This window comes from Amycolatopsis eburnea (genome assembly GCF_003937945.1).
In the GTDB taxonomy this organism is placed as follows: Bacteria; Actinomycetota; Actinomycetes; order Mycobacteriales; family Pseudonocardiaceae; genus Amycolatopsis; species Amycolatopsis eburnea.
Map to the genome: position 1 here is coordinate 333909 of NZ_RSEC01000060.1, position 20627 is coordinate 354535.

Genomic DNA, 20627 nt, shown 5'->3' on the forward strand with positions numbered 1-20627 from the left:
CCTGACGGACAACGTCAGCGCCACCACGGCGGCGGCGGGGCCGGGAGGTGGAGGGGGCAGCCCGTGTGGCGGCCCGTCCAGCAGTCCGCGAGCCAGCTCGTCAGCGCGACCGGCCCGAGGAGGCTGTCCTCCCACACCGGCGTCAGCTCGCCCGCCCGCCGCAGGACCGCCTCGGCCGTGCCGCAGAACGACACGATCGCCGCGACCGCCGCGGCGGCTTTCTCCTCCGGCCAGGCGACGGCGGCTCGCGGCAGCCGGGCGGGGATCGCCCGGCCGGTGGCGATGGTGCAGTCGCGCGCCAGCAGCAGGGCGAGGTCGAACTCGACGGATTCGGCGTGGCGCTGCCGGGTTCGCCAGCGGGGCGAAGCCGCGGCCGCGTGCAGGCCGGCCAGCCGGGCGGCGGCCAGCCCGTCCCACACCGCCAGGAGTACCGCTCGCGTGTCCGCCGGAGGCGTGACGGCGAGTTCGTGGGAGACGGCGCTGAGCCAGGCACACGGGTCCTTGACCCGACGATCGACGACGACGGTCACGGCAGCCAGTTTCGCACCGGAATCCCGCGATGGACCCCAGCTGATCATGGTTCACCCGAGGACCACCCGGTCGGTGGCGAACCGTTGAGCGGCGCGTTCCCTCCTTCGGGCACTCCAGGTGACCACTTCGTCACGCCTGTGCGACCATGTCGGCGCTCAGTGCCGAGCACGCCCTCCCGACCGTCCTCCGCGAAAGGCCGACACCGAGTGATCAAGATCAGCAAGAGCCGGGCCGGCACCCAGCGCGTCACCTTCAGCCTGCCGGTCGGCGCACCGCCCGGACGGGTGAGCGTCGTGGGTTCGTTCAACGACTGGACGCCCGGCCGCCACCACCTCACCCCGCGCTCCAACGGCCGGCGTTCGGCGTCGGTCGACGTCGCCCCCGGCACCGTGCTGCAGTTCCGCTACCTCGGCGAGAACGGCCACTGGTTCGACGACCCCGACCTGGCCGACCGCGCCGACGGCAACTGCGTCTGCACGACCGCCTGACCCCGGCTCACGACCGGCGGCGCCGCTTCCCCGCGCCGCCGGTCCGCCGGGCCGGCTTCGGCGGCGCCGGCTTCCGCACCGGGCGCTTGCGCTCCGCCGGAGCCGGGGCCTGCTGGCGGCCGCGCGTGCTGTTGACCGTGCGGCCGCGGACGATGCCGATGAACTGCTCCATCAGGTCCGTCGTCTCGTCCTCCAGCCACGACAGCGCGACGCTCGACTGCGGCGCGTCCCCGACCGGCCGGTAGGTCAGGTCGCGGCGGTGGTGCAGGCGGGCCAGCGACTGCGGGACGACGAGCACCCCGACGCCGGCCGCCACGAGCTCGATCGCGTCCGCCGTGGTCTCCGGGCGCGAAACCGCCGGGCGGCCCGGCCGGGACGGCCACTCCAGGGTGTCGTCCAGCGGGTGCAGCACGACCTCGTCCGCCAAGTCCACGGTGGACACTTCGTCCGCCGCCGCGATCAGGTGGTCCTTGGCCACCACGACCACGGTCGTCTCGGTGTAGAGCGGGATCGCGTGCAGGCCGTCGCGGTCGATCGGCGAGCGCAGCAGCGCCGCGTCCGCCTCCCGCGCGCGCAGCAGGCCCGCCGCGTCCGCCGCGGCCACCGGCACCAGGGTCAGCGGCACCTCCGGCACCCGCTCGCCCCAGGTCCGCACCCACTTGGCGGGGGTCGCTCCGGGAACGTAGGCGAGGCGGAACGAGGTCACCGGGTCAGGTTACCGGGCACCCCGCTGGCTACCCTGGACGGCATGACGTCGCACAAGACCGCCCAGACCATGAAGCCCGCGACGGCGGCGAAGAAACTGGGCGTGTACCTCGAAGCCACCCCCGCCGAGTTCCAGGAGGGTGTCGTCTCCCGCGACGAACTGAACGCGCTGCAGGCCGACCCGCCCGAGTGGCTGCAGGAACTGCGCCGGAACGGGCCGCACCCGCGGCCGGTCGTCGCGGCGAAGCTGGGCGTCTCCATCGGCGGCCTCACGCGCGGCGGCATCACCGAAGCGCTCACCACCGAGCAGATCGACGCGCTGAAGGCGGAAAGCCCCGACTGGCTGGTGCGCGAGCGCGCCACCCAGGCCGAGGTGCGCAAGGAAACCGTGCGCCTGAAGGAGAAGAACCGCTGACCACCTTGGCGGAGGCCGAGCGCCTCGACGCGGAAGACGAGCTGGCGCCCTTCCGCGAACGGTTCGTCCCGATCAGCGATCCCGGCGTCGTCGCCTACCTGGACGGCAATTCCCTCGGCCGTCCCCTGCGCGCCACCGCGGAACGCCTGCGGCAACTCGTCGCCGAAGAATGGGGCGGCCGGCTCATCCGGTCGTGGGAAGAGCGCTGGCTCGCGCTGCCCGAAGCGATCGGCGACGAGCTGGGCCGCGTCGCGCTCGGCGCCGCGCCGGGCCAGACGATCGTCGCCGACTCGACGTCCGTGTGCCTCTACAAGGTGCTGCGCGCGGCCGTCGCGCTGCGGCCGGGGCGCGACGAGATCGTCACGGACACCGCGAACTTCCCCACCGACCGGTTCCTCGTCGAAAGCGTCGCCGCCGAACTCGGGCTCACGGTCCGGTGGATCGAGGCCGCCGACGTCCGCCCCGAAGACGTCGCGGCGGTGACCGGGCCGCGCACCGCGGCGGTCGTGCTGTCCCATGTGGACTACCGCTCGGCCGCGATCGCCGACCTGGCCGCCATCACGCGGCTGGTGCGCGACCGCGGCGGCCTCACCGTCTGGGACCTCTGCCACAGCGTCGGCTCGATCCCGGTCGCGCTCGACGCGGCGGGCGCCGACTTCGCCGTCGGCTGCACGTACAAGTTCCTCAACGCCGGCCCCGGCGCGCCCGCTTTCCTCTACGTCAACGCCCGCCACCACGCGGAGTTCGGCCAGCCGATCACCGGCTGGATGGGCGCGGCCGACACGTTCGGCATGGCGGCCGAGTACGTCCCCGCGCCGGGGATCCGCCGGGCGCTGTCCGGCACGCCGCCGGTGCTCGGCATGGCGGGCGTCCAGGAGGGCGTCGCGCTGCTGGCCGAGGCGGGGATCGACCGCGTGCGCGCCAAGGCCGTGGCACTGGGCCGGTGGGTGCTCTCCCTCGCCGACGAGTGGCTGGCCCCGCTCGGGTTCGAGGTCGCCTCACCCCGCGACGACGACCGCCGCGGCGGCCACGTCACCCTCCGCCACCCGGACGCCGAGCGGCTTTCGCGGGTGCTGATCGACAACGGCGTGCTGATCGACTTCCGCCGTCCGGACGGTATTCGCGTGGGGCTCAGCCCGCTCACGACGAGCTTCACCGAGGTGCGGGCGGCGCTGGACCGGATCCGGGAGCTGGCCGGACGACCTGAATGACTCATTCAGGTCGTCCGGCGACAGAGGCCCGGCAAAGTCGCCGGGAGCCGACCGCCCTCGGTCTGAACCGACCGGTGCCGGCCGCGGCGAGTGGCGCCGGGCCGCCCCGCGGTGTCTTGAATGAGTCATTCAGGACCTCCGAAGACCTGAATGAGTCATTCAAGACACCGGCGAAGCCGCCGCCGGGCAAACCGCCGCGACTTTGCCGAGGCCCTGACGTCCGACGACATGAATGAGTCTCATTCACTACGGCCAAATAGTAGCCATAGCTACAGTAGTCATGTACAGTATCTGGCATGAGCACTCCCGGGCACCTGGTCTGGCGCCTCTCCATGAAGTGGCGCGTCGCCGTCGACCGGGCGCTGGCCCCGGCCGGGCTGACCCACGCCCAGTACGTCTTCCTCGCCTCGCTCCTCGACCTCCAGCGCGACCACCCGCCGAGCCAGCGGGAACTCGCCGACCACACCGGTCTCGAAGCCCTCTACGTCTCCAAGCTCGCCCGCACCCTCGACGCCGACGGCATGGTCGAACGCACCCGCGACCCCGCCGACACCCGGACCATCCGGCTCACCCTCACCGACCGTGGGCGCGAAGTCGTCGAGCCCGCTATCGCCACCGTCGGCACGCTGCTCGACCGGCTGCTCGCGCCGCTCGGCGGCCGTCGCGCCGATCGCACCGCGGCCTTGACCCGGGAACTCACCCTGCTGCTCGACACCCCGCTCGAAGGAGCCTGAAATGCCCGTCCTCCACCACGAAGAAACCGGCAGCGGCACCCCGATCGTGTTCCTGCACGGCAACCCCGGCTCGTCGCACGGCTGGCGCCACGTTCTCCCCCACGTCGGCGGCGGGCGGCTGCTCGCGCCCGACCTCATCGGCATGGGCCGCTCGCCCAAGCCCGACATCGGCTACACCTTCGCCGACCACGCCCGCTACCTCGACGACTGGTTCGACGCGCTGGAGCTCGACGACGTCGTGCTCGTCGGGCACGACTGGGGTGGCGCGCTCGCCTTCGACCACGCCGCCCGCCACCCCGGCCGGGTCCGCGGGCTCGCGTTCTTCGAGACCATCGTGAAGCCGATGGCGTGGGACGACCTGTCGCCGCAGGCGGCCGAGCGCTCCCGCAAGATCCGCACGCCCGGCGTCGGCGAAGAAATGGTGCTGACGCAGGACCTGTTCATCCGGCAGGCGTTCACCGGCGGTGTCCGCACGCCGGTGTCCGACGACGACCTGGCCGTCTACCTCGCGCCCTTCCCCACCCCGGAAAGCCGCCGCCCGGTGCTCGCCTGGGCCCGTCAGCTGCCGCTCGGCGGGGAGCCCGCCGGGCTGGTCGAGCGCGTCGAGGCCTACGACCGGTGGCTGGCCGGCGCCACCGGCGTCCCCAAGCTGCTCCTGACGTTCGAGGGCTCCCCCACCCTGCTCATCGGCGAAGCGATGACGAAGTGGTGCACGGAAAACATCGCCGCGCTGGACGTCGTCGCGTGCGGGGAGGCCGGGCACCACGCCCAGGAGGACCGGCCGAAGGAGATCGCCACCGAACTCTCGGCGTGGCTGAACCGGCACGGGCTCCGCTGAGGCGTCAGCTGTGCCGCAGCGGCGGCACGGCCGCCAGGCCGAGGATGCGGGTCGCCACCCACGCCAGGGAATCCGCCGTGCGGGCCGGGGTGTCCGACGGCTGCATGACGTGGCTGAGGACCGCGCGCACCACCAGGTCGATCACGACGTCGACCTGGTCGTCGGAGAGCGGCAGCCGGTAGGGCCGCACGCGCTCGGCGAGCACGACCTTCGCGCGGGCGAGCAGCGCGCCCGCGTCGGTGGTCAGCAGCGGGAGGAGTTCGGGCGCGGCGCCGTGCGACGCCGAGACGATCGCGCGCAGCAGGACGTTGTCCTCGGCGAGTTCGAGCACCGAGCGGACGGCCTCGTAGAACGCCTCGATGAGGTCGTCCGGGTGGTGTTCGAAGGCGGCGTCGACGACCGTGAGGAACCGGTCGAGCTCGTGCGCGACCATCGCCTCGGCCAGCGCGGCCTTGGAGCCGATCTCGTTGTAGACGGTCTGCCTGCTGACGCCGACCAGCTCGGCCAGCCGGGCCATGGTGACCGACGGCCAGCCGGACCGCGCGGTCAGCTCGATCGCCGCGGCGATGATCGGCCGCCGGTGCTGTCCACCTTCGGGCGGCGCCGGAGGTGCCCCGCTCATGACCGTCATCCTAGGCCGTCCCCGCGAAGGCCAGCGCATCCGCCCAGGACGCCCGGCCCGCGATCCGCCTGCGGTGCTTCATGATCTCGCGCGGGCGGTCGACGGTGAGCGCGCCGACGAGCCGGTCGCCGCGGCGGTAGAGCGTGGTGTCCCCGGCGGTCACGACCTCGTCTGCGTCCGGCGTGCCGACGAACTGGATCCGGTGGCCGTACCAGTCGGACCAGAAGTACGGCACGGCTTCCAACGGCCGCGCGGCCGCCGGGTCGAGCGCGTGGCGAGCGGCGGCCGCTCCCTGCTCGGCCGCGTTCGTCCAGTGCTCGAGCCGCAGGAGGCCGCCGAACAGCGGGCTCGCCACGTGCGCGACGTCGCCCGCCGCGTAGACGCCCGGTGCCCCGGCGGACAGGGTCGCGTCGCAGACCACGCCGCGGTCGCGTTCGTGCAGGACCAGCCCGCTGCCTTCGAGCCAGCCGGTGGCCGGGACGGCGCCGATGCCGGCGACCACGAGGTCCGCGGGCAGGACTTCGCCCCCGGCCAGCCGCACGCTGCCGTCGGTGACGCCGGTGACCTCGGCGCCGAGACGCAGCTCGGTACCGGCTTCGTGGTGCAACGCGGCCAGCGCCGCCCCGGCGGTCTCCCCGACCGCGCGGGCGAGCGGGACGGCGGCGGCTTCCACGATCGTCACCGGCAGGCCCCGGGCGCGGGCCGCGGACGCGACCTCCGAGCCGATGAACCCGGCGCCGATCACGACGGTCCGCGCGCCCCGGTCGAGCGCGTCGCGCACGGCGACAGCGTCTTCGGCGGTGCGCAGCGCGCGGGCGCCGGGCAAGGTGCGCGCGGTCGCGCCGGTGGCGATCACCAGAGCGTCGTACCGCACGGCCCGGCCCGCGACGGTCACCTCGCGCGAGCCGAGGTCGAGCCCCTCGGCCGACGCGCCCAGCAGCAGCTCGACGCCGAGGACTTCGCGGAGCACCTCCTCGGTGTGGAACGGCTCGACCGCCCGCGGGCCGCCGGCGGCGAGGAACGCCTTGGACAGCGGCGGCCGGTCGTAGGGCAGGTGCTCCTCGGCCCCGATCAGCACGATCCGGCCGCGGTACCCGGTGCGGCGGGCGGCTTCCACGGCGCGCAGCCCGGCGAGCGACGCGCCCACGACGACGAGGGTCATGCCAGCCTCAAGGCCAGCACGGGGCAGGAGTCCACGGCGGCGGCGACGTCCTGCCGGTGCTCCTCGCCGGGCCGCTCGTCGAGCACGACGACGGTGCCGTCCTCGCCGACCTCGAAGAAGTCGGGCGCCATCGCTTCGCACATGCCGAGGCCGTCGCACTTGCCGCGGTCCGCTTCGATCCGCATCACGCACCCACCCGGCCCGGCGCGACGAAGTCGACCTTCTCGCGGACGCCGCAGTCGGGGCAGCACCAGGAGTCCGGGATCGCCGACCACGGCGTGCCGGCCGGGAAGCCCTCCCGCGGGTCGCCGAGCTTCTCGTCGTAGACGTACCCGCAGCCCGGGCACATGCCGCCTTCGGTCGCGTCGCCGTGGGTGTCGGCCGGCGCGGGCCCGGCCGCGGTGACGCGGGTGCCGTACCGGGCCAGGATCTTCTCGCGCTTCGACGGCTGGATGTTCGCGCGGGAGACGTCGCCGCCGAAGTGGGCGAGCACCCGCGGGTCCATCACCCGGCGCCACACCGGCGGCACGAGCGCCAGCACGATCATCCCGGCGTACCCGGTCGGCAGCACCGGCGATTCGGCGAAGTCGCGCAGGGTCTGGTAGCGGCGCGTCGGGTTCGCGTGGTGGTCGCTGTGCCGCTGCAGGTGGTAGAGCAGGACGTTGGTGGCGATGTTGTTGGAGTTCCAGCTGTGGCTGGGATCCACCCGCTCGTAGCGCCGCTTGCCTTCGACGCCGACCCGCTGCCGCAGCATGCCGTAGTGCTCCATGTAGTTGACGACCTCCAGCAGGGAAAACCCGACGACGGCCTGGATCACCAGGTACGGCAGCACGCCCACGCCGAGCCACGCGACCATCGCCGCCCACAGCACCGCGGACATCAGCCAGGCGTTGAGGACGTCGTTGCCGAGGCGGAACGGGTGCTTGCCGCGGCGGGCGTAGCGCTTGCGCTCCAGGCGCCACGCCGACTTCAGCGAACCGAAGACCGTGCGCGGCCAGAAGCGGTAGAAGCTCTCGCCGAGTCGGCTGCTCGCCGGGTCCTCCGGCGTCGCGACGCGGACGTGGTGACCGCGGTTGTGCTCGATGTAGAAGTGCCCGTAGAAGCTCTGCGCCAGCGCGATCTTCGACAGCCAGCGCTCGTGGCTCTCCTTCTTGTGCCCCAGCTCGTGCGCGGTGTTGATGCCGATCCCGCCGATGCAGCCGATGGAGACCGCCAGCCCGATCTTGTCCGCGACGCCGAGGTCCCCGCGGGCGATCAGCCAGAACGCGGCGGCGAAGCCGACGTACTGGATCGGCAGGAAGGCGAAGGTGATCCAGCGGTAGTAGCGGTCCTTCTCCAGCCGCTCGATGACGTCGTCGGGCGGGTTGCTCCGGTCCAGCCCGGCGCCCAGGTCGATGAGCGGCACGATCACCAGGATCACGACCGGGCCGATCCAGAACCACCCGCCCCAGCCGGTGGCCGCGTGCAGCCCGATGGCGAGGAACGCCAGGGACGGCACGACCAGCCCGATCAGCCACAGGTACCGCTTGCGGTCCCGCCACAGCTCGGTCGAGCCGGCGGGGACGGTTCCGGTCAGTTCGCTCATCACGCCTCCTCGAGTGATTTACGAAACTGTAGGTGATGTAAAGCTGGTTTGACAAGAGCTGCCACTTTGTCAATCCGGGCCTTGCCGGCGCCGCTACCCTGGGAAGCGGGTGAGGAGCAGTGGCGGACGAACCGCGGCCGGTGGTCGTACCGGACTTCCGGGGCAGGCAGGCACTCGACGCGTGGCTGTCGGGCCACGACGCGGGCTTGACGCTGCAGGGACCCGATCCGGACAGCCCCCACCCGCTCCTGAACGGCTTGGTCGTGGCCCAGCTCCCGGCCGCGGGGACCCGGCTGGACCGGTGGGGCACGGTGACCGTGTGGGTGACCAGCGGCGGTGACCCCGGCGGCGTCCGCGAGCCCCGGCGGCCACGTCCCGACCTCCGCGCGGAACCCGGCTACGGCGAACCCTGACCGCTGTCACGACGCGCCCGCGACGGACCCCTGTGGTCAAGACCATCAAGCGCCGCCCGCCGCATCAGACGAATTCACATTCACCCGTTCGGCCCAGTGTGCAAGACGGCGAAAACAGCCGCGAGGCCGTTACCAGAGGAAATGCGCGTAACCACGCCGACGCACTCGGTAAACACCGTTCGCCCCTCGCCGGACAACCGTCCGCGAGCTGGGTCAGCACCACGGGCCCTCGGCGGTTCGTGGTAAAAAACGGACCCTGATCGATTCCGCGGCAACACGGAGGGTGAGGCGAAGACGGGTGACGGCGGCCGCTGTGTCCCATCGTCGTGTCCGCTTCCTCGTCCGGGTCCCCTTTCCTCGCCGACCGTCACTCAGGAGTTCGTGAACCGCCGTGCTGAACAAAGACGCCAAGGACGAGTCGGACAAGCCGTACGACAAGTCGATCCGCAAAAGGCTGACCAGGACCGTTCTCATTCCCAGCGTGACGCTGCTCGTGCTGTGGATCGCGGTCTCTTCCTACTTCCTCTTCAACGGCGTTTACGTCCGGCTGGTCGCCGCTTCGGTCCGTGAGGTGTCCATCCCCGCGGCGACCGCGCTGGCCGAATTCCAGAAGGAACGCCAGAGCGCGCTGCAGTACCTGGACGACCCCGCGCTGGGCCCGGGCCGGCTGCAGGCGCAGCAGAAGGTCACCGACGAGAAGCTCGGCACGCTGCAGGACGCGTTCGCCGCGACGATCTCGAACGCGCCGGACGAGATCGCGTCCAAGGTCAACGCGCTGAAGTCGCAGTTCGACCAGCTGCCCGTGCTGCGCTCGCAGATCAGCTTCCGCAGCATCGACCGCGCGCAGGTCAACAACTACTACAACGGCGTGATGGACACGGCGTCGAACCTGTTCGACACCCAGGCCCGCATCGTGCCGGACGCCGAAGCCGCGACCGGCGGCATCACCGCGACCTCGGTCTTCCGCGCCGGGGACGCGATGTCGCGCGAGACGTCGCTCGTGTCGACGGCCTTCTCGGCCGGCACGTTCGCCCCCGACGACTTCGCCCAGTTCGCGCAGCTGTCCGGGACCTACCGCACGCAGCTGGCGCAGATCGAGCCGTTCCTCGACGCGAACGTCCGCGACCGGTACCGGGCGCTGACCAAGAGCACCGCCTGGCAGCAGCTGGCCACCGCCGAAGAGGCGATCGTCAAGCACGGGCCGTGGTCGCCCAGCGAGCAGAACACCGTGCCGGTGTCCGAAACGGACTGGCTGAACGCGACCACCCAGGTCGCCCAGGGCCTCAACGACCTGGCCATCACCCAGGCGGACAAGGTTTCCGCGGCCGCGATCGACTCCGGTGACGCGCAGCTGCGCAACGTCATCATCGGCAGCATCCTGGCCCTGCTCGCGTCGCTGGCGGCGATCATCGTCGCCGTGCGGGTGTCGCGCTCGCTCGTCGACCGCGCGCTGATGACGCGCCTCGCCCGGCTGCGCAACGACTCGCTCGACCTCGCCCGCAACCGGCTGCCGGACATCGTGGCGCGGCTGAAGAACGGCGAACCGGTCGACCTCGAGGAAGAGCTGCCGCAGCTGGACCACGGCCGCGACGAGATCGGGCAGGTGGCGGAGGCGTTCAACACCGCGCAGCTGACCGCCGTCAACGCCGCGGCGAGCGAGGCGAAGGCCCGCAGCGGCGTGCACAACGTGTTCCTCGGCATCGCGCACCGGAACCAGGTCCTGGTGCACCAGCAGCTGCAGATCCTCGACGAGATGGAAGCGCGGGAGGACGACTCGACGCAGCTGGCGTCGCTGTTCCAGCTCGACCACCTCGCCGCCCGCGCCCGCCGGACCACCGAGAACCTGATCATCCTGGGCGGCAAGCAGCCCGGGCGCCGCTGGCGCAAGCCGGTCGCGCTGATGGAGGTCCTGCGCGCGGCCGTCTCGGAGACCGAGCAGTACGCGCGGGTCCAGGTGGAGCAGGTCGCCGACGTCGCCATCGTCGGCGCCGCGGTGGCCGACACCATCCACCTGATCGCCGAGCTCGTCGACAACGCGACGTCGTTCTCGCCGCCCGGCTCGCCGGTCGAGGTGACCAGCCGCATGGTCGCGCGCGGCGTCGTCGTCGACGTGTCCGACCAGGGCCTCGGGATGAAGGACGGCGTCCGCGAGTGGGCGAACTCGATGATGGCGGAGGCCCCCGAGTTCGACGCGATGGCGCTGCGGGCCGACTCCAGCCTCGGCCTGTTCGTGGTCGCGCGGCTGGCGGCCCGGCTCGGCATCACCGTCACCTTCGACCCGTCCCGCTACGGCGGTCTCCGCGCCACCGTGCTCATCCCGGGCCAGCACCTGGCGGGCGAGGACGCCGCGGGTGCCGAAGAGCCCGGCAGCTCCCCGGCGGAAACGACCGCGGTCCTCGCCCCGGTGGGCGCCCCCGCCGCGCGGGCCGCAGAAAGCTCGCTCGGTTCCATGGACTCACCCAGCTCGTTCACCGGCCAGATCCCGATGAAGCGAGAGACCAAGCCGAGGCCGTACCCGGCGCGGGCGCTCACCCCGCCCGACGCCTTGCCGTCCGTGCCCGCCGCGGTGCCGGAGCCGGAGGCGGCGCCCGCCGCCGAGACCCCCGCCGCGCCGCGCCCGGCCGACGACCGGCCCCGGCTGCCCCGGCGCGAGCCGCAGCAGAACCTCGTCGCCCAGCTCGAGGCCGAACCGGACGACAGCGACGACGACGTGGTGGCGCCGGGCGAAGGCACCGCGCGCACGCTGGCGGCGTTCCACAAGGGCACCCGCCGCGGCCGCGGGCCGGACGAAGCGTAGTTCCCGACCACACAGAAAAGTCCACACAGGAAAGTCAGGGTCTGACGTCGAATGAACGAGTACGGGAACCCCAAACCCGATCTCAACTGGCTGCTCGACGACGTGGTGAGCCGCGTGGTCGGCGCGCAGAACGCGATCGTGCTGTCCGCCGACGGGCTGCTCATCGGCAAGTCGGCGGGCATGAGCAAGGACGACTCGGACCAGCTGTCGGCGATCGCCTCCAGCTTGCAGAGCCTCGCCAAGGGGGTGAGCAAGCAGTTCAACCGCGGCCCGGTGCTGCAGAACATGATCGAGATGGAACGCGGCTACCTGTTCGTCTCGGCGGCGGGCCAGGGTGCCTGCCTCGCCGTGCTGGCCGCGGACAACGTCGACGTCGAGATGATCGCCTACGAGATGAGCCGCCTGGTGAAACGGGTCGGCGACTACATGGCGTCGGCGCCGCGCGAAGCGGCGTCGGTGCTGCGGGAGGCCACGTGAGCTCGGACGACGGCTGGTACGACGAGGCCGCCGGGCCGCTGGTCCGGCCGTACACGATCACGAGCGGCCGGACGCCGGGCGACAGCGCGCGGCTGGACCTGTCCACGCAGGTCATGACGCTGCGGTCGGAGCAGGAGCCGGTCGGGCTGGGCCCGGAGCACGTGGCGATCGTGCAGCTGTGCCGCCACCCGGTTTCGGTCGCGGAGATCGCGGTGTACGTGAAGATCCCGCTGGGGGTCGTGCGCGTGCTCGTCGGCGACCTGATCGAGCGCGGCCTCGTGATCACGCGCTCCCCCACCCACCACCCGGCGCAGTCGCCGGACCTCGAAACACTCCAGGCGGTTCTCGATGGCCTCATCAAGTACTGACGGCACGGGGACCGACCTGGTCCCGACGCCGGTCAAGATCATCGTCGCCGGCGGGTTCGGCGCCGGGAAGACCACGATGGTCGGTTCGGTCAGCGAGATCCCGCCGCTGACGACCGAAGAGGTGCTCACCGAGGCGAGCGCCGGGATCGACGACCTGTCCGGTGTGGAGCGCAAGACCACCACGACGGTCGCGCTCGACTTCGGCCGGATCACGATCTCGCCGCGGCACGTGCTGTACCTGTTCGGGACGCCGGGGCAGGCGCGTTTCTGGTTCATGTGGGACGACCTGGCGCGCGGCGCGATCGGGACGGTCGTGCTCGTCGACACCCGGCGGCTGGAGACCAGCTTCGCCGCCATCGACTTCTTCGAGCGCCGGAAGATCCCGTTCGTCGTCGCGGTGAACTGCTTCGACAACGCGCCGCGCTACACCGCCGACGAGATCCGCGAGGCCCTCGTGGTCCCGGATCGAGTGCCCATCGTCATGTGTGACGCGCGTGACAGGGACTCCAGCAAGCTCGCGCTGATCCGGTTGGTGAAGCACGCGATGACGGTGGTGCCCGCGCGGGTCTGAGACCTGCGCGTTGTCCGCTTGGTGTCCGGTCCGGACTCGCCGGTGCCCGAGGTGTCCCTCCGTGTCCACCCCGGACACCGGCGTACCCACATGGCCCAATTGGTTGCACCACCCGGGTGCAGCTTTTTAGTTGAGCAAGCATCCAACTGATAGCATCCGCTGGTGACCAGTCGAGTGCCGGACTTTCCTGAATATATAAGGGAAAACTATCCGGCACACGGCCGTCTCTTCGGTGACTTTCTGTGCGGGCTCTGGGCTACTGCCAGTGAAGCGCTCGGGGTCCCGGTGGAACAGTCCGTCCGGACGACCCGGGCGTTGCGCGCCGCGCTCCCCCGCTGGGCGCACGACCGGATCGGGCTCGTGCCCGCGCACCCGTCCTATGTGGCGGAAGACGGCTTCCCGGCCGAGATGTCGGTGAACTGGTCGGGCGGCGAACCCGAGCTGCGCATCCTGTTCGACAGCCTCGGTCACGACGTCGTCTGGCCCGGGGACGGCGGGCCCGTCACCCGCCGGCTGGACCGCGTCCACGAGACGTTCACCCCGCGGGCGGGCCGCCCGTCCCCCGCGCCGGTGTGGCATTCGATCGCCTGGCGCCCGCCGTCGCGGATCGTCCACAAGACCTACTTCGGGCTCTACGCCTGGCCGCACGCGCACCGCGAGGCCGCCGTCGCGGAGGCGATGGACCGGCTCGGCATGAGCGCGGCCTGGGACGATGCCCGCCGCCGCGTCGAAACCGTCGGCGGCGAACGGGAAATCGAGTTCTTCGCGGTCGACCTGGCCGACGAAGCCGACGCCCGGGTCAAGATCTACTACCGCAACCACGACGCCGGTCTCGCCGAAGTCAACGACGTCGCTTCGGTGGCGCTGAGCCACGACGCGGCCGCCGCGTCGGCCGCGTACCGCACCCTGACCGGCGGCCGGCCCGAAGCCGGGGAAGCCGCCCTGAGCTGCCTCGCGTTCCGGTCCGGGGTGGACCGGGCCGCGGAGTCCACGACGTACCTACGGCTGCCCGATCTCACGTCCAGTGACGAAGAAGCCGTTGAGCGCACGGCGGAACTGCTGCACCGCGAAGGCGTCGACCCGGGCCGGTTCCGCCTCCTCACCGCCGCGCTGGCGCCGGGTCCGCTGTCCGGCACGCGCGTGCTGGAGCTGGTGAGCTACCGCACAGCGGGCCGCCGCGGCGACGTGACCACGTACTTCCGGTTCCCCGTCTACGATCGGGCGCTCGCGCCCGTTGATCTCGGCTAGGCGTCCCGGAAGGATGATCTCCCGCAGCACCAAGCTAAGGAGCCGATCGTGACCCAGCAGGACGTCGAGCGCGTCGCCCGCCACAACGAGCAGCGGCAACGGGAATACGAATCCTCGGACCTGATCCGCCTGCTGAGCGACGAGACCACACCGCCGGAAACCCGGAAGGCGGTGCTCACGTACCTGCAGCCGTGGTCGAACGCCTTCCAGCGGATGATCAGCGCGCGGGTCAGCTTCGAGAGCGACCCGGAACTGCGGGCGCTCGCGCTGGAGCACCAGCAGGAAGAGGTCGGGCACGACAAGATCCTCGCCCGCAGCCGCGCGGAGGACCGGCAGCTGGTCTGGGACCCGGTCATCGAAATGGGCGCCTCGTGGTTCGTCGACCAGTTCGCGATCCTGCCCGGCGTGCAGCGCGCGGTGCTGGCACACCTGGCCCTCGAAGCCGGCAGCCTCGTGTTCAGCCAGGCGGGCACGAAAGCGTTCCCCGAGGACGAATACTTCGAGCTGCACGACGAAGCCGACGTCGAGCACCTCGAGATGGGGTACGAGCTCCTGCGGCAGCGCGAGGACTGGACCGACGACGCGGTGATCGCGGTCCTCGACCGCGCGTGGCAGGTGATCGGCGTGGTTTCCGACCGCATCGCCGAGTGCGCCCGCCGCGATACGGTGGTGGCATGACCACACCCGACCCCGCCGACACCGCCCGCGCGATCGCCGCCGAAGCCGCCGACGCGTACCGGGAAGCGTTGGGAGAGCGCCTGATCGGCGCGTACCTGCTGGGCAGCCTGTCCTACGGCGGCTACTCCGCGGCGGCCAGCGACATCGACGTGGCCCTCGTCCTCACCGACGTCCCCGAAAGCGACGAGGTCGCCCCGGTGACGGCCGCGCTGCAGGAGCGGAGTCCGTTGCACCGCAAGCTGTCGGTGTTCTGGGCCTCCCTCCCGGCCCTGCGCGAAGGCCGTGACGACGGCCGCTTCCCGGCGTTGGACCGCCTGCAGCTCGCCGACCACGGCGTCCTCTTGACCGGCCGCGACGTCCTGTCCGAGGTGGCCCGGCCGGCCGCGTCCGAAATGCTGCTGGAAAGCGCGCGCTTCGCGATCGCGGTCCTGGCGACCGACGAGGTGGCGGCCGAATTCCGCGAGCCCCGCCGCCTGCTGGCGGACAAGGTGTGGTTCACGAAGGCGGTGCTGTTCCCGGTCCGGTTCCTTTGCTCGGCAACGCTTCCGACGGGCCGCGCGGCGAACAACGACGAGGCGATCGAGTGGTACCTGTCCCAGCCGGACACCCCGGCGGCCTCGCTGGTGAAGCTGGCGGAGCGCGTCCGGGCCGGCCACCCGCTGGAGGCGGCGGAGGCACGCCCGGAGCTGCTGGCGGGCCTGGTTCCGTTGTACCGCCACTACATCGAGGCGGAGACGAAGCGCCTGCGCGACACCGGCGCACCGGCGGACGTCGTGAAGGCGTTCGAAGACTGGGGCGACCGGCTGGGTTGACCAATCGACTGAACCCGAGCACTCACGACTGCGGCGTCGGCACCTGCGGGTTCCGGGCCGCCCAAGCGGCGACCTGGGCCCGTGAGTCGAAACCCAGCTTGCGCAGGATCCGGTTCACGTGGCCTTCCGCCGTGCGCCGGGAAATGACGAGCCGGTCCGCGATCTCCTGGTTGCTCCGGCCGTCCGCGATCAGGAACGCGACTTCGCCTTCCCGTTCCGTCAACGGCGTCGGGCGCGCCGGGTCCGTCGCCGCGGGCCGGGACGGGCCCGAATCCCCGAGCGCGTAAGCGATGGCCTCCGGGAGGCCGAACTCGCGGCCGCGGCGCACCGCCGCTTCGAACGGCCCGTCGCCCAGCGCGCGCCTGGTGCGCGTCTCGCATTCGCCGTGCGGGGCGCCGAAGTAGCGCGAGCCGAACATCGGGAAGCCGACCGCCTGCCAGATCGGCTGCGCCGAGCCCAGCATGACCGCCGCCGGCTCCCACTGTTCTCGGGCGGCCTCGGTCCACGCCAGTGCCTCGATCGCCAGCACGATGCCGAGCAGGTCGTGGAACGTGCTCTTCACGCGCAGGCAGTCCCGGCCGTGTTCGGCCGCCCGGTCGAGGTCGCCGCGGCCCAGCGCGACCAGGGCCTGCGCGTAGACGGCGTACGCGTGCGCCCACTGCTCGCCGTGGGCGGCGCCGGTCGCGCACGCCTCTTCGCACAGCCGGCCCGCGCGGTCGAGGTCGCCGAGGAAGACGGACGCGATGGCCAGCTCGATGCCGGCCAGCATCACGTTGCTGTTGAGCTCGCCGAGCTGCCGGTAGCGGGCCAGCGCCTCTTCGAACAACGTCTTCGCGTCGCCGACGTCGTCCCCGACCAGCAGGTTGCAGCCGAGCCGGTGCGTCGCGTAGGCCAGCGCGACCTCGTCACCGGTCCGCCTCGCGTAGGCGCGGCACTCCTCCAGCATCGCGACCGCGGCGGCGTTGTCACCCTGCAACGTCGCGACGTACCCGTTGACGCACAACGCTTTCGCCCGTTCCGCGTCCGGTTCGGCGGCGAGGGCGAGCGCGCGGTCGAGCCAGTGGCGGCCTTCGCCGAACACCCCGCAGCCCGCCCAGTAGAACCAGAGCGTCGAGGCCAGCCGGAGGCCGGTCCCGAGCTCGCCCGGCTCCGTCAGGCTGTAGTCCAGCGCGGACCGCAGGTTCGCGTGCTCGAGGCGGGTCCGCCGGAAGATGTCCGCCTGCTCGGGCCCGAACCACGCCCGTTCGCTCCGCTCGGCGACGTCGAGGTAGTGGTCCCGCATCCGCCGCAGCACCGAAGCCGTCTCGCCGGACGCGGTCAGCTTGTCGCGGCCGAACTGCCGCAGCGGTTCCAGCAGCCGGAACCGCTGCCGGTCGCCGTCGGCCTCGCGGATCAGCACCGACTTCTCGACGAGCCCGGCGATCCGGTGCCGCAGGTCCGCGGCGGGCAGCCCGTCGCCGGCGCAGACGCGCTCGGCCGCCGCGAGGTCGAAGCCGCCGGCGAACACCGACGCCCGCGCCCACAGATGCCGTTCGGCGGGCGAGCACAGCGTGAAGCTCCATTCGACGGCGGCGCGCAGCGTCTGGTGCCGCGGTTCCCCGCCGCGCTTCACCGCGCGGGGCAGCGCGAAGCAGTCGTCCAGCCCGGCTTCCAGCTCCGCCAGCGTCAGCACCCGCAGCCGGACGGCGGCCAGCTCGATCGCCAGCGGAATGCCGGCCAGCAGGCGGCAGATCGAGCCGACGCGGTCCTGGTTCTCCGCCGTGACGGCGAACCCCGGGTCGACCGCCATCGCGCGTTCGGCGAACAGCGTCAGCGCCGGGTAGCGCAGCCACGCCCCGCCGGCCAGCGGGCGGCCCGGTTCCGGCACCGGCAGCGGCGAGACCGGCCACAGGTGCTCGCCCGCCAGCGCGAGCCGTTCCCGGCTGGTCGCGAGCAGCCGGAGCCCGGGCGCGGCCCGCAGCAGGTCGTGGGCCAGCACCGCGCAGGCGTCGAGGAGGTGCTCGCAGTTGTCCAGCACCACCAGTGTCCGGCGGTCGCGCAGGTGCTCGGCGAGCACGTCCGCCGGGCTCCGGCCGGTTTCGTCGTGCACGCCCAGCGCCTCGAGCACCGTGTGCGCCACGAGCGCCGGGTCCTGCAGCCCGTCGAGTTCGACCAGCCAGACGCCGTCGGGGAACGCGCGGGACAGCCCGGCGGCGGTCTGCACGGCGAGCCGGGTCTTGCCCACCCCGCCGACGCCGGTCAGCGTGACCAGCCGCGCCCGCGTCAGCAGCTGCTTGACCTCGGCGACGTCGGCCTTGCGTCCCACGAAACTCGTGGTGTCCGCAGGCAGGTTGCCCCTCTCGCACCCCGTGCCGGCCTTGCCCACCCGTGAACCGTAGGGAGCGCGCCGCGGACGGGTCAATGCGAACCCCTCGGAGGTTGCAACGCCCGGGCGTCAGGCGTCCGGGATTCCGTACAGCGTCGGCGCGTCGCCGCCGTGCATCGCGGCCAGGCTCGTCCGGCAGGCCTGGCGGACGTCGCGGTTCGCCGCCGAACCCGCCTGGCCGCAGCGCGGGCAGAACAGGTGCACCGCGCCGGGCGGGGTTTCGTCGACGGCGACGTCGACCGGGCATTCGCAGCGGCGGCACCACCGGTGCCCGGTGGCGATCAGGACGTGCAGCGGGTCGCCGACGCACTGGTGGGTCCAGCACCGGTGGACGTAGCAGGTGCTGCGGGTGTGCGGGCTGAGGCCGTGCTCCTCGGCGGTGTCCTCGGCGGCCAGGATCGCCGCGAGCCGCCGGTCAGGGAGGTCGGCGTACCGGTCCCGGCCGCGGCCGGGAGAGGGGGCCGGCCGCGCCTCCGGGACGTCCGAGGGGGTGACGACCCGGAGGAGGGGACGCGGCCGGCCGTGCACCATGGGTTCCGAACCTCCTGCGGACTTCTGCGGCACGTCCGAGACTGCTCCGGACCCACCACGCACCGCACCCGTACAAGTACCCGACTCCATACCTGTCCGCATCACCCACCGCACCCGACGGACTACTTCCCGCAGTCGCGGCGGTCGCCACCGCGGCGCGCGGCGAGTAGGCTCCAGGGTCAACTCAGTGGTGATGCCGGGAGCCGTCATGACCGACTCCGAGTTCGACTTCCGCCGGGCGATCCCCGACCGGCCCGGTCCGCGGGACATCGAGCAGCTGGAAGCGCAGACCAGGGCGCTGCGGGCGGTGGACTACCGCAGCGGGGGCGGCATGTGCCGCGACGCCGTGCTCGTCCGGATCCACCTCGGGCACGAGCTGCTCCGCGCGTCCGTGGCGGAGCCGGTGCGCTCGCGGTTGTGCGCGGCGGTGGCCGACCTGCACAACCTGGCCGCGTGGGCGAGCTTCGACAGCGGCCACGTCGGCGCCGCGCACCACCACCTCGACCTGGCGCTGAGCCTGGCCGAGCACTGCGGGCAGGACGACCTGGCCGCCAACATCCGCTACCGGCGCGGCCGGATCCACCTGCACCACGGGGCCGCCGACGAGGCGCTGGCCCAGTTCCAGCACGGCAGGCTGGCGGCGCGGCGCGCCGGATCGGCGCTGGCGGCGAGCATCCTGAGCGCCAACCAGGCGTGGGCGTACGCCGAAAAGGGCGACGAGCGGCTCGCGCTCGACCTGCTCGGCCGGGCCGGCGAGGAGTTCGAGGCGGCGGGCCCCGGCGAACCGCCGGACTGGGCGCGGTTCTTCACCGAGACCGACGTCGCCGCGATGACCGGCACGGTGCGCACCGCGCTCGCCGTGCGCGCCGGCCCCCGCCACGCCCCGGCCGCGATCGCGGCGCTGACCCGCGCGGTCGAGCGCTACGACCAGGACATGGCCCGCAGCCGTTCCTTCTGCCTGGCCATGCTGGCCACCGGCCATCTGATCGAGGGCGAGCTGGAGCGCGGCGCGGAGGTCGGCACCGAAGCGGTCGACACGGCCGAGACGCTCAAGTCCGTCCGCACCAAAGACCGCCTGCGGCCGCTCAAGCTGGAGGCGGAGAAGCACCGCGACCACGCCGGCGTCCGCGCGCTGGCCGAGCACATCACGGCGTTCGCGGTGAGCTCGACGCACGTCTAGCGCAGGGTCAGCGGCGTCTCGGACTCGACGCGGGTGAGCTTCTGCGGGTTGCGCACGTAGTAGAGGCCGGTGATGCGCCCGCCCTCGACCCGGACGGCCATGACGCCGTCGAGCTCGCCGTCGAGGCGCAGGGTGAGGGCCGGGTTGCCGTTGACGACGGTGGCTTCGGTGGTGAGCGCGGCGTCGTTCTTGGCGATGCCGCCGAGCACCAGCCGCGCGAGCCGGTCGGCTCCGGTGACCGGCCGCGGCACGGCCTGCTTGACGCCGCCGCCGTCGCTCATCAGGACGACGTCCGGCGCGAGGACGTCGAGGAGTCCTTGCAGGTCCCGGCTTTCCAGTGCGCGCTGGAACGACTCCAGCACCGCCCGGGTCTCGCGCGCGGAGACGGTCTCGCGGGGGCGGCGGGCGTCGACGTGGCGCCGCGCGCGGTGCGCGATCTGCCGGACCGCGGCGGGGGTCTTGCCGACCGCGGCCGCGATTTCGTCGTACCCGAAGTCGAAGACCTCGCGCAGCACGAAGACGGCGCGTTCGGTCGGCGCGAGCGTTTCGAGGACGAGCATGAGCGCCATCGACACGCTCTCGGCGAGCTCGACGTTCTCGGCGACGTCCGGGGTGGTGAGCAGCGGCTCCGGGAGCCAGGGGCCGACGTAGGCCTCCTTGCGGCGCTTCATGGTGCGCAGCCGGTTGAGCGCCAGGCGGGTCGTGATCCGGACCAGGTAGGCGCGTTCCTCACGCACCTCGGCCAGGTCGACGTCCGCCCAGCGCAGCCAGGTCTCCTGCAGCACGTCCTCGGCGTCGGCCGCGGACCCGAGCATCTCGTAGGCGACGGTGAACAGCAGGTTCCGGTGGGCGACGAAGGTGTCGGTGGCGTTCATGGTCGGCTCCTTTTCCCGGCC

At 72.4% G+C, this 20627-nt stretch carries 23 protein-coding genes; 14 read left to right on the forward strand and 9 right to left on the reverse strand.

Annotation, left to right across the window (positions count from 1 at the left end; genetic code table 11):
* Positions 1 to 14: 14 nt before the first annotated feature.
* Positions 15 to 530 carry a hypothetical protein gene (locus EIY87_RS37150; RefSeq protein WP_125314632.1) on the reverse strand — a complete coding sequence of 172 codons (516 nt, stop codon included), beginning with the start codon at positions 528 to 530 and terminating at the stop codon, positions 15 to 17.
* 207 nt (positions 531 to 737) lie between these two features.
* Here EIY87_RS37150 and EIY87_RS37155 point away from each other — a divergent pair, with 207 nt between their 5' ends.
* Positions 738 to 1019 (forward strand): isoamylase, encoded by a 282-nt coding sequence (locus EIY87_RS37155; protein ID WP_125314633.1) that lies wholly within the window; start codon positions 738 to 740, stop codon positions 1017 to 1019.
* A 7-nt stretch (positions 1020 to 1026) separates the two neighbouring features.
* Here EIY87_RS37155 and EIY87_RS37160 read toward each other — a convergent pair whose 3' ends face one another.
* On the reverse strand, positions 1027 to 1725 hold the full coding sequence (locus EIY87_RS37160; protein ID WP_125314634.1) for a LysR substrate-binding domain-containing protein: 699 nt from the start codon (positions 1723 to 1725) through the stop codon (positions 1027 to 1029).
* Between the two features lie 42 nt (positions 1726 to 1767).
* Here EIY87_RS37160 and EIY87_RS37165 point away from each other — a divergent pair, with 42 nt between their 5' ends.
* The 4 genes from EIY87_RS37165 (at position 1768) to EIY87_RS37180 (ending at position 4922) form a co-directional block, all read left to right on the forward strand.
* Positions 1768 to 2139: a DUF5997 family protein gene (locus EIY87_RS37165; RefSeq protein ID WP_125314635.1), complete on the forward strand. Its 372-nt coding sequence runs from the start codon at positions 1768 to 1770 to the stop codon at positions 2137 to 2139.
* On the forward strand, positions 2136 to 3350 hold the full coding sequence (locus EIY87_RS37170; RefSeq protein WP_125315017.1) for a kynureninase: 1215 nt from the start codon (positions 2136 to 2138) through the stop codon (positions 3348 to 3350). Before EIY87_RS37165 ends, EIY87_RS37170 begins: the two co-directional genes overlap by 4 nt.
* 296 nt (positions 3351 to 3646) lie before the next feature.
* The gene (locus tag EIY87_RS37175; RefSeq protein ID WP_125314636.1) at positions 3647 to 4084 is read left to right on the forward strand and encodes a MarR family winged helix-turn-helix transcriptional regulator; all 438 of its coding nucleotides are present in this window, start codon (positions 3647 to 3649) and stop codon (positions 4082 to 4084) included.
* A gap of 1 nt (position 4085) precedes the next feature.
* Positions 4086 to 4922 carry a haloalkane dehalogenase gene (locus EIY87_RS37180; protein ID WP_125314637.1) on the forward strand — a complete coding sequence of 279 codons (837 nt, stop codon included), beginning with the start codon at positions 4086 to 4088 and terminating at the stop codon, positions 4920 to 4922.
* Positions 4923 to 4926: 4 nt separating this feature from the next.
* On the opposite strand, the gene EIY87_RS37185 is transcribed toward EIY87_RS37180, so the two are convergent.
* The 4 genes from EIY87_RS37185 to EIY87_RS37200 are packed head-to-tail and all read right to left on the reverse strand — an operon-like array spanning position 4927 to position 8291.
* Positions 4927 to 5553: a TetR/AcrR family transcriptional regulator gene (locus tag EIY87_RS37185; RefSeq protein ID WP_125314638.1), complete on the reverse strand. Its 627-nt coding sequence runs from the start codon at positions 5551 to 5553 to the stop codon at positions 4927 to 4929.
* Position 5554: 1 nt separating this feature from the next.
* On the reverse strand, positions 5555 to 6706 hold the full coding sequence (locus EIY87_RS37190; RefSeq protein ID WP_125314639.1) for an NAD(P)/FAD-dependent oxidoreductase: 1152 nt from the start codon (positions 6704 to 6706) through the stop codon (positions 5555 to 5557).
* Entirely contained in the window at positions 6703 to 6891 is a 189-nt protein-coding gene (locus tag EIY87_RS37195) for a ferredoxin (protein ID WP_125314640.1), read from the reverse strand. The genes EIY87_RS37190 and EIY87_RS37195 overlap by 4 nt, the downstream gene beginning before the upstream one ends.
* Entirely contained in the window at positions 6891 to 8291 is a 1401-nt protein-coding gene (locus EIY87_RS37200) for a fatty acid desaturase (RefSeq protein ID WP_125314641.1), read from the reverse strand. Before EIY87_RS37200 ends, EIY87_RS37195 begins: the two co-directional genes overlap by 1 nt.
* A 119-nt stretch (positions 8292 to 8410) precedes the next feature.
* On the opposite strand from EIY87_RS37200, the gene EIY87_RS37205 reads away from it, so the two are divergent.
* The 8 genes from EIY87_RS37205 to EIY87_RS37240 all read left to right on the forward strand — a co-directional run bounded on the left by EIY87_RS37205 (position 8411) and on the right by EIY87_RS37240 (position 15655).
* Complete coding sequence (locus tag EIY87_RS37205; protein WP_125314642.1) at positions 8411 to 8704, forward strand: PASTA domain-containing protein; 294 nt, start codon at positions 8411 to 8413, stop codon at positions 8702 to 8704.
* A gap of 391 nt (positions 8705 to 9095) precedes the next feature.
* Positions 9096 to 11501: a sensor histidine kinase gene (locus EIY87_RS37210; RefSeq protein ID WP_125314643.1), complete on the forward strand. Its 2406-nt coding sequence runs from the start codon at positions 9096 to 9098 to the stop codon at positions 11499 to 11501.
* Positions 11502 to 11552: 51 nt separating this feature from the next.
* Positions 11553 to 11978: a roadblock/LC7 domain-containing protein gene (locus EIY87_RS37215; protein ID WP_125314644.1), complete on the forward strand. Its 426-nt coding sequence runs from the start codon at positions 11553 to 11555 to the stop codon at positions 11976 to 11978.
* Entirely contained in the window at positions 11975 to 12346 is a 372-nt protein-coding gene (locus tag EIY87_RS37220) for a DUF742 domain-containing protein (RefSeq protein ID WP_125314645.1), read from the forward strand. The genes EIY87_RS37215 and EIY87_RS37220 overlap by 4 nt, the downstream gene beginning before the upstream one ends.
* The gene (locus EIY87_RS37225) at positions 12327 to 12917 is read left to right on the forward strand and encodes a GTP-binding protein (protein WP_191984406.1); all 591 of its coding nucleotides are present in this window, start codon (positions 12327 to 12329) and stop codon (positions 12915 to 12917) included. The genes EIY87_RS37220 and EIY87_RS37225 overlap by 20 nt, the downstream gene beginning before the upstream one ends.
* Positions 12918 to 13202: 285 nt before the next feature.
* Positions 13203 to 14165: a hypothetical protein gene (locus EIY87_RS37230; protein WP_225440282.1), complete on the forward strand. Its 963-nt coding sequence runs from the start codon at positions 13203 to 13205 to the stop codon at positions 14163 to 14165.
* 48 nt (positions 14166 to 14213) lie between these two features.
* Positions 14214 to 14843, forward strand: a complete 630-nt coding sequence (locus EIY87_RS37235; protein WP_125314646.1) for a hypothetical protein — start codon at positions 14214 to 14216, stop codon at positions 14841 to 14843.
* Complete coding sequence (locus EIY87_RS37240; RefSeq protein ID WP_125314647.1) at positions 14840 to 15655, forward strand: hypothetical protein; 816 nt, start codon at positions 14840 to 14842, stop codon at positions 15653 to 15655. Before EIY87_RS37235 ends, EIY87_RS37240 begins: the two co-directional genes overlap by 4 nt.
* Positions 15656 to 15677: 22 nt before the next feature.
* Here the strand turns inward: EIY87_RS37240 and EIY87_RS37245 are convergent, their stop codons facing one another.
* Positions 15678 to 17960, reverse strand: a complete 2283-nt coding sequence (locus EIY87_RS37245; RefSeq protein WP_225440283.1) for an ATP-binding protein — start codon at positions 17958 to 17960, stop codon at positions 15678 to 15680.
* Between the two features lie 129 nt (positions 17961 to 18089).
* Positions 18090 to 18551: a hypothetical protein gene (locus EIY87_RS37250; RefSeq protein WP_225440284.1), complete on the reverse strand. Its 462-nt coding sequence runs from the start codon at positions 18549 to 18551 to the stop codon at positions 18090 to 18092.
* A gap of 208 nt (positions 18552 to 18759) precedes the next feature.
* On the opposite strand from EIY87_RS37250, the gene EIY87_RS47880 reads away from it, so the two are divergent.
* Complete coding sequence (locus EIY87_RS47880) at positions 18760 to 19731, forward strand: tetratricopeptide repeat protein (protein ID WP_158641437.1); 972 nt, start codon at positions 18760 to 18762, stop codon at positions 19729 to 19731.
* On the opposite strand, the gene EIY87_RS37260 is transcribed toward EIY87_RS47880, so the two are convergent.
* On the reverse strand, positions 19728 to 20606 hold the full coding sequence (locus tag EIY87_RS37260; protein ID WP_125314649.1) for an RNA polymerase sigma-70 factor: 879 nt from the start codon (positions 20604 to 20606) through the stop codon (positions 19728 to 19730). The two genes, EIY87_RS47880 and EIY87_RS37260, sit on opposite strands and share 4 nt — an antisense overlap.
* Positions 20607 to 20627: the final 21 nt, after the last annotated feature.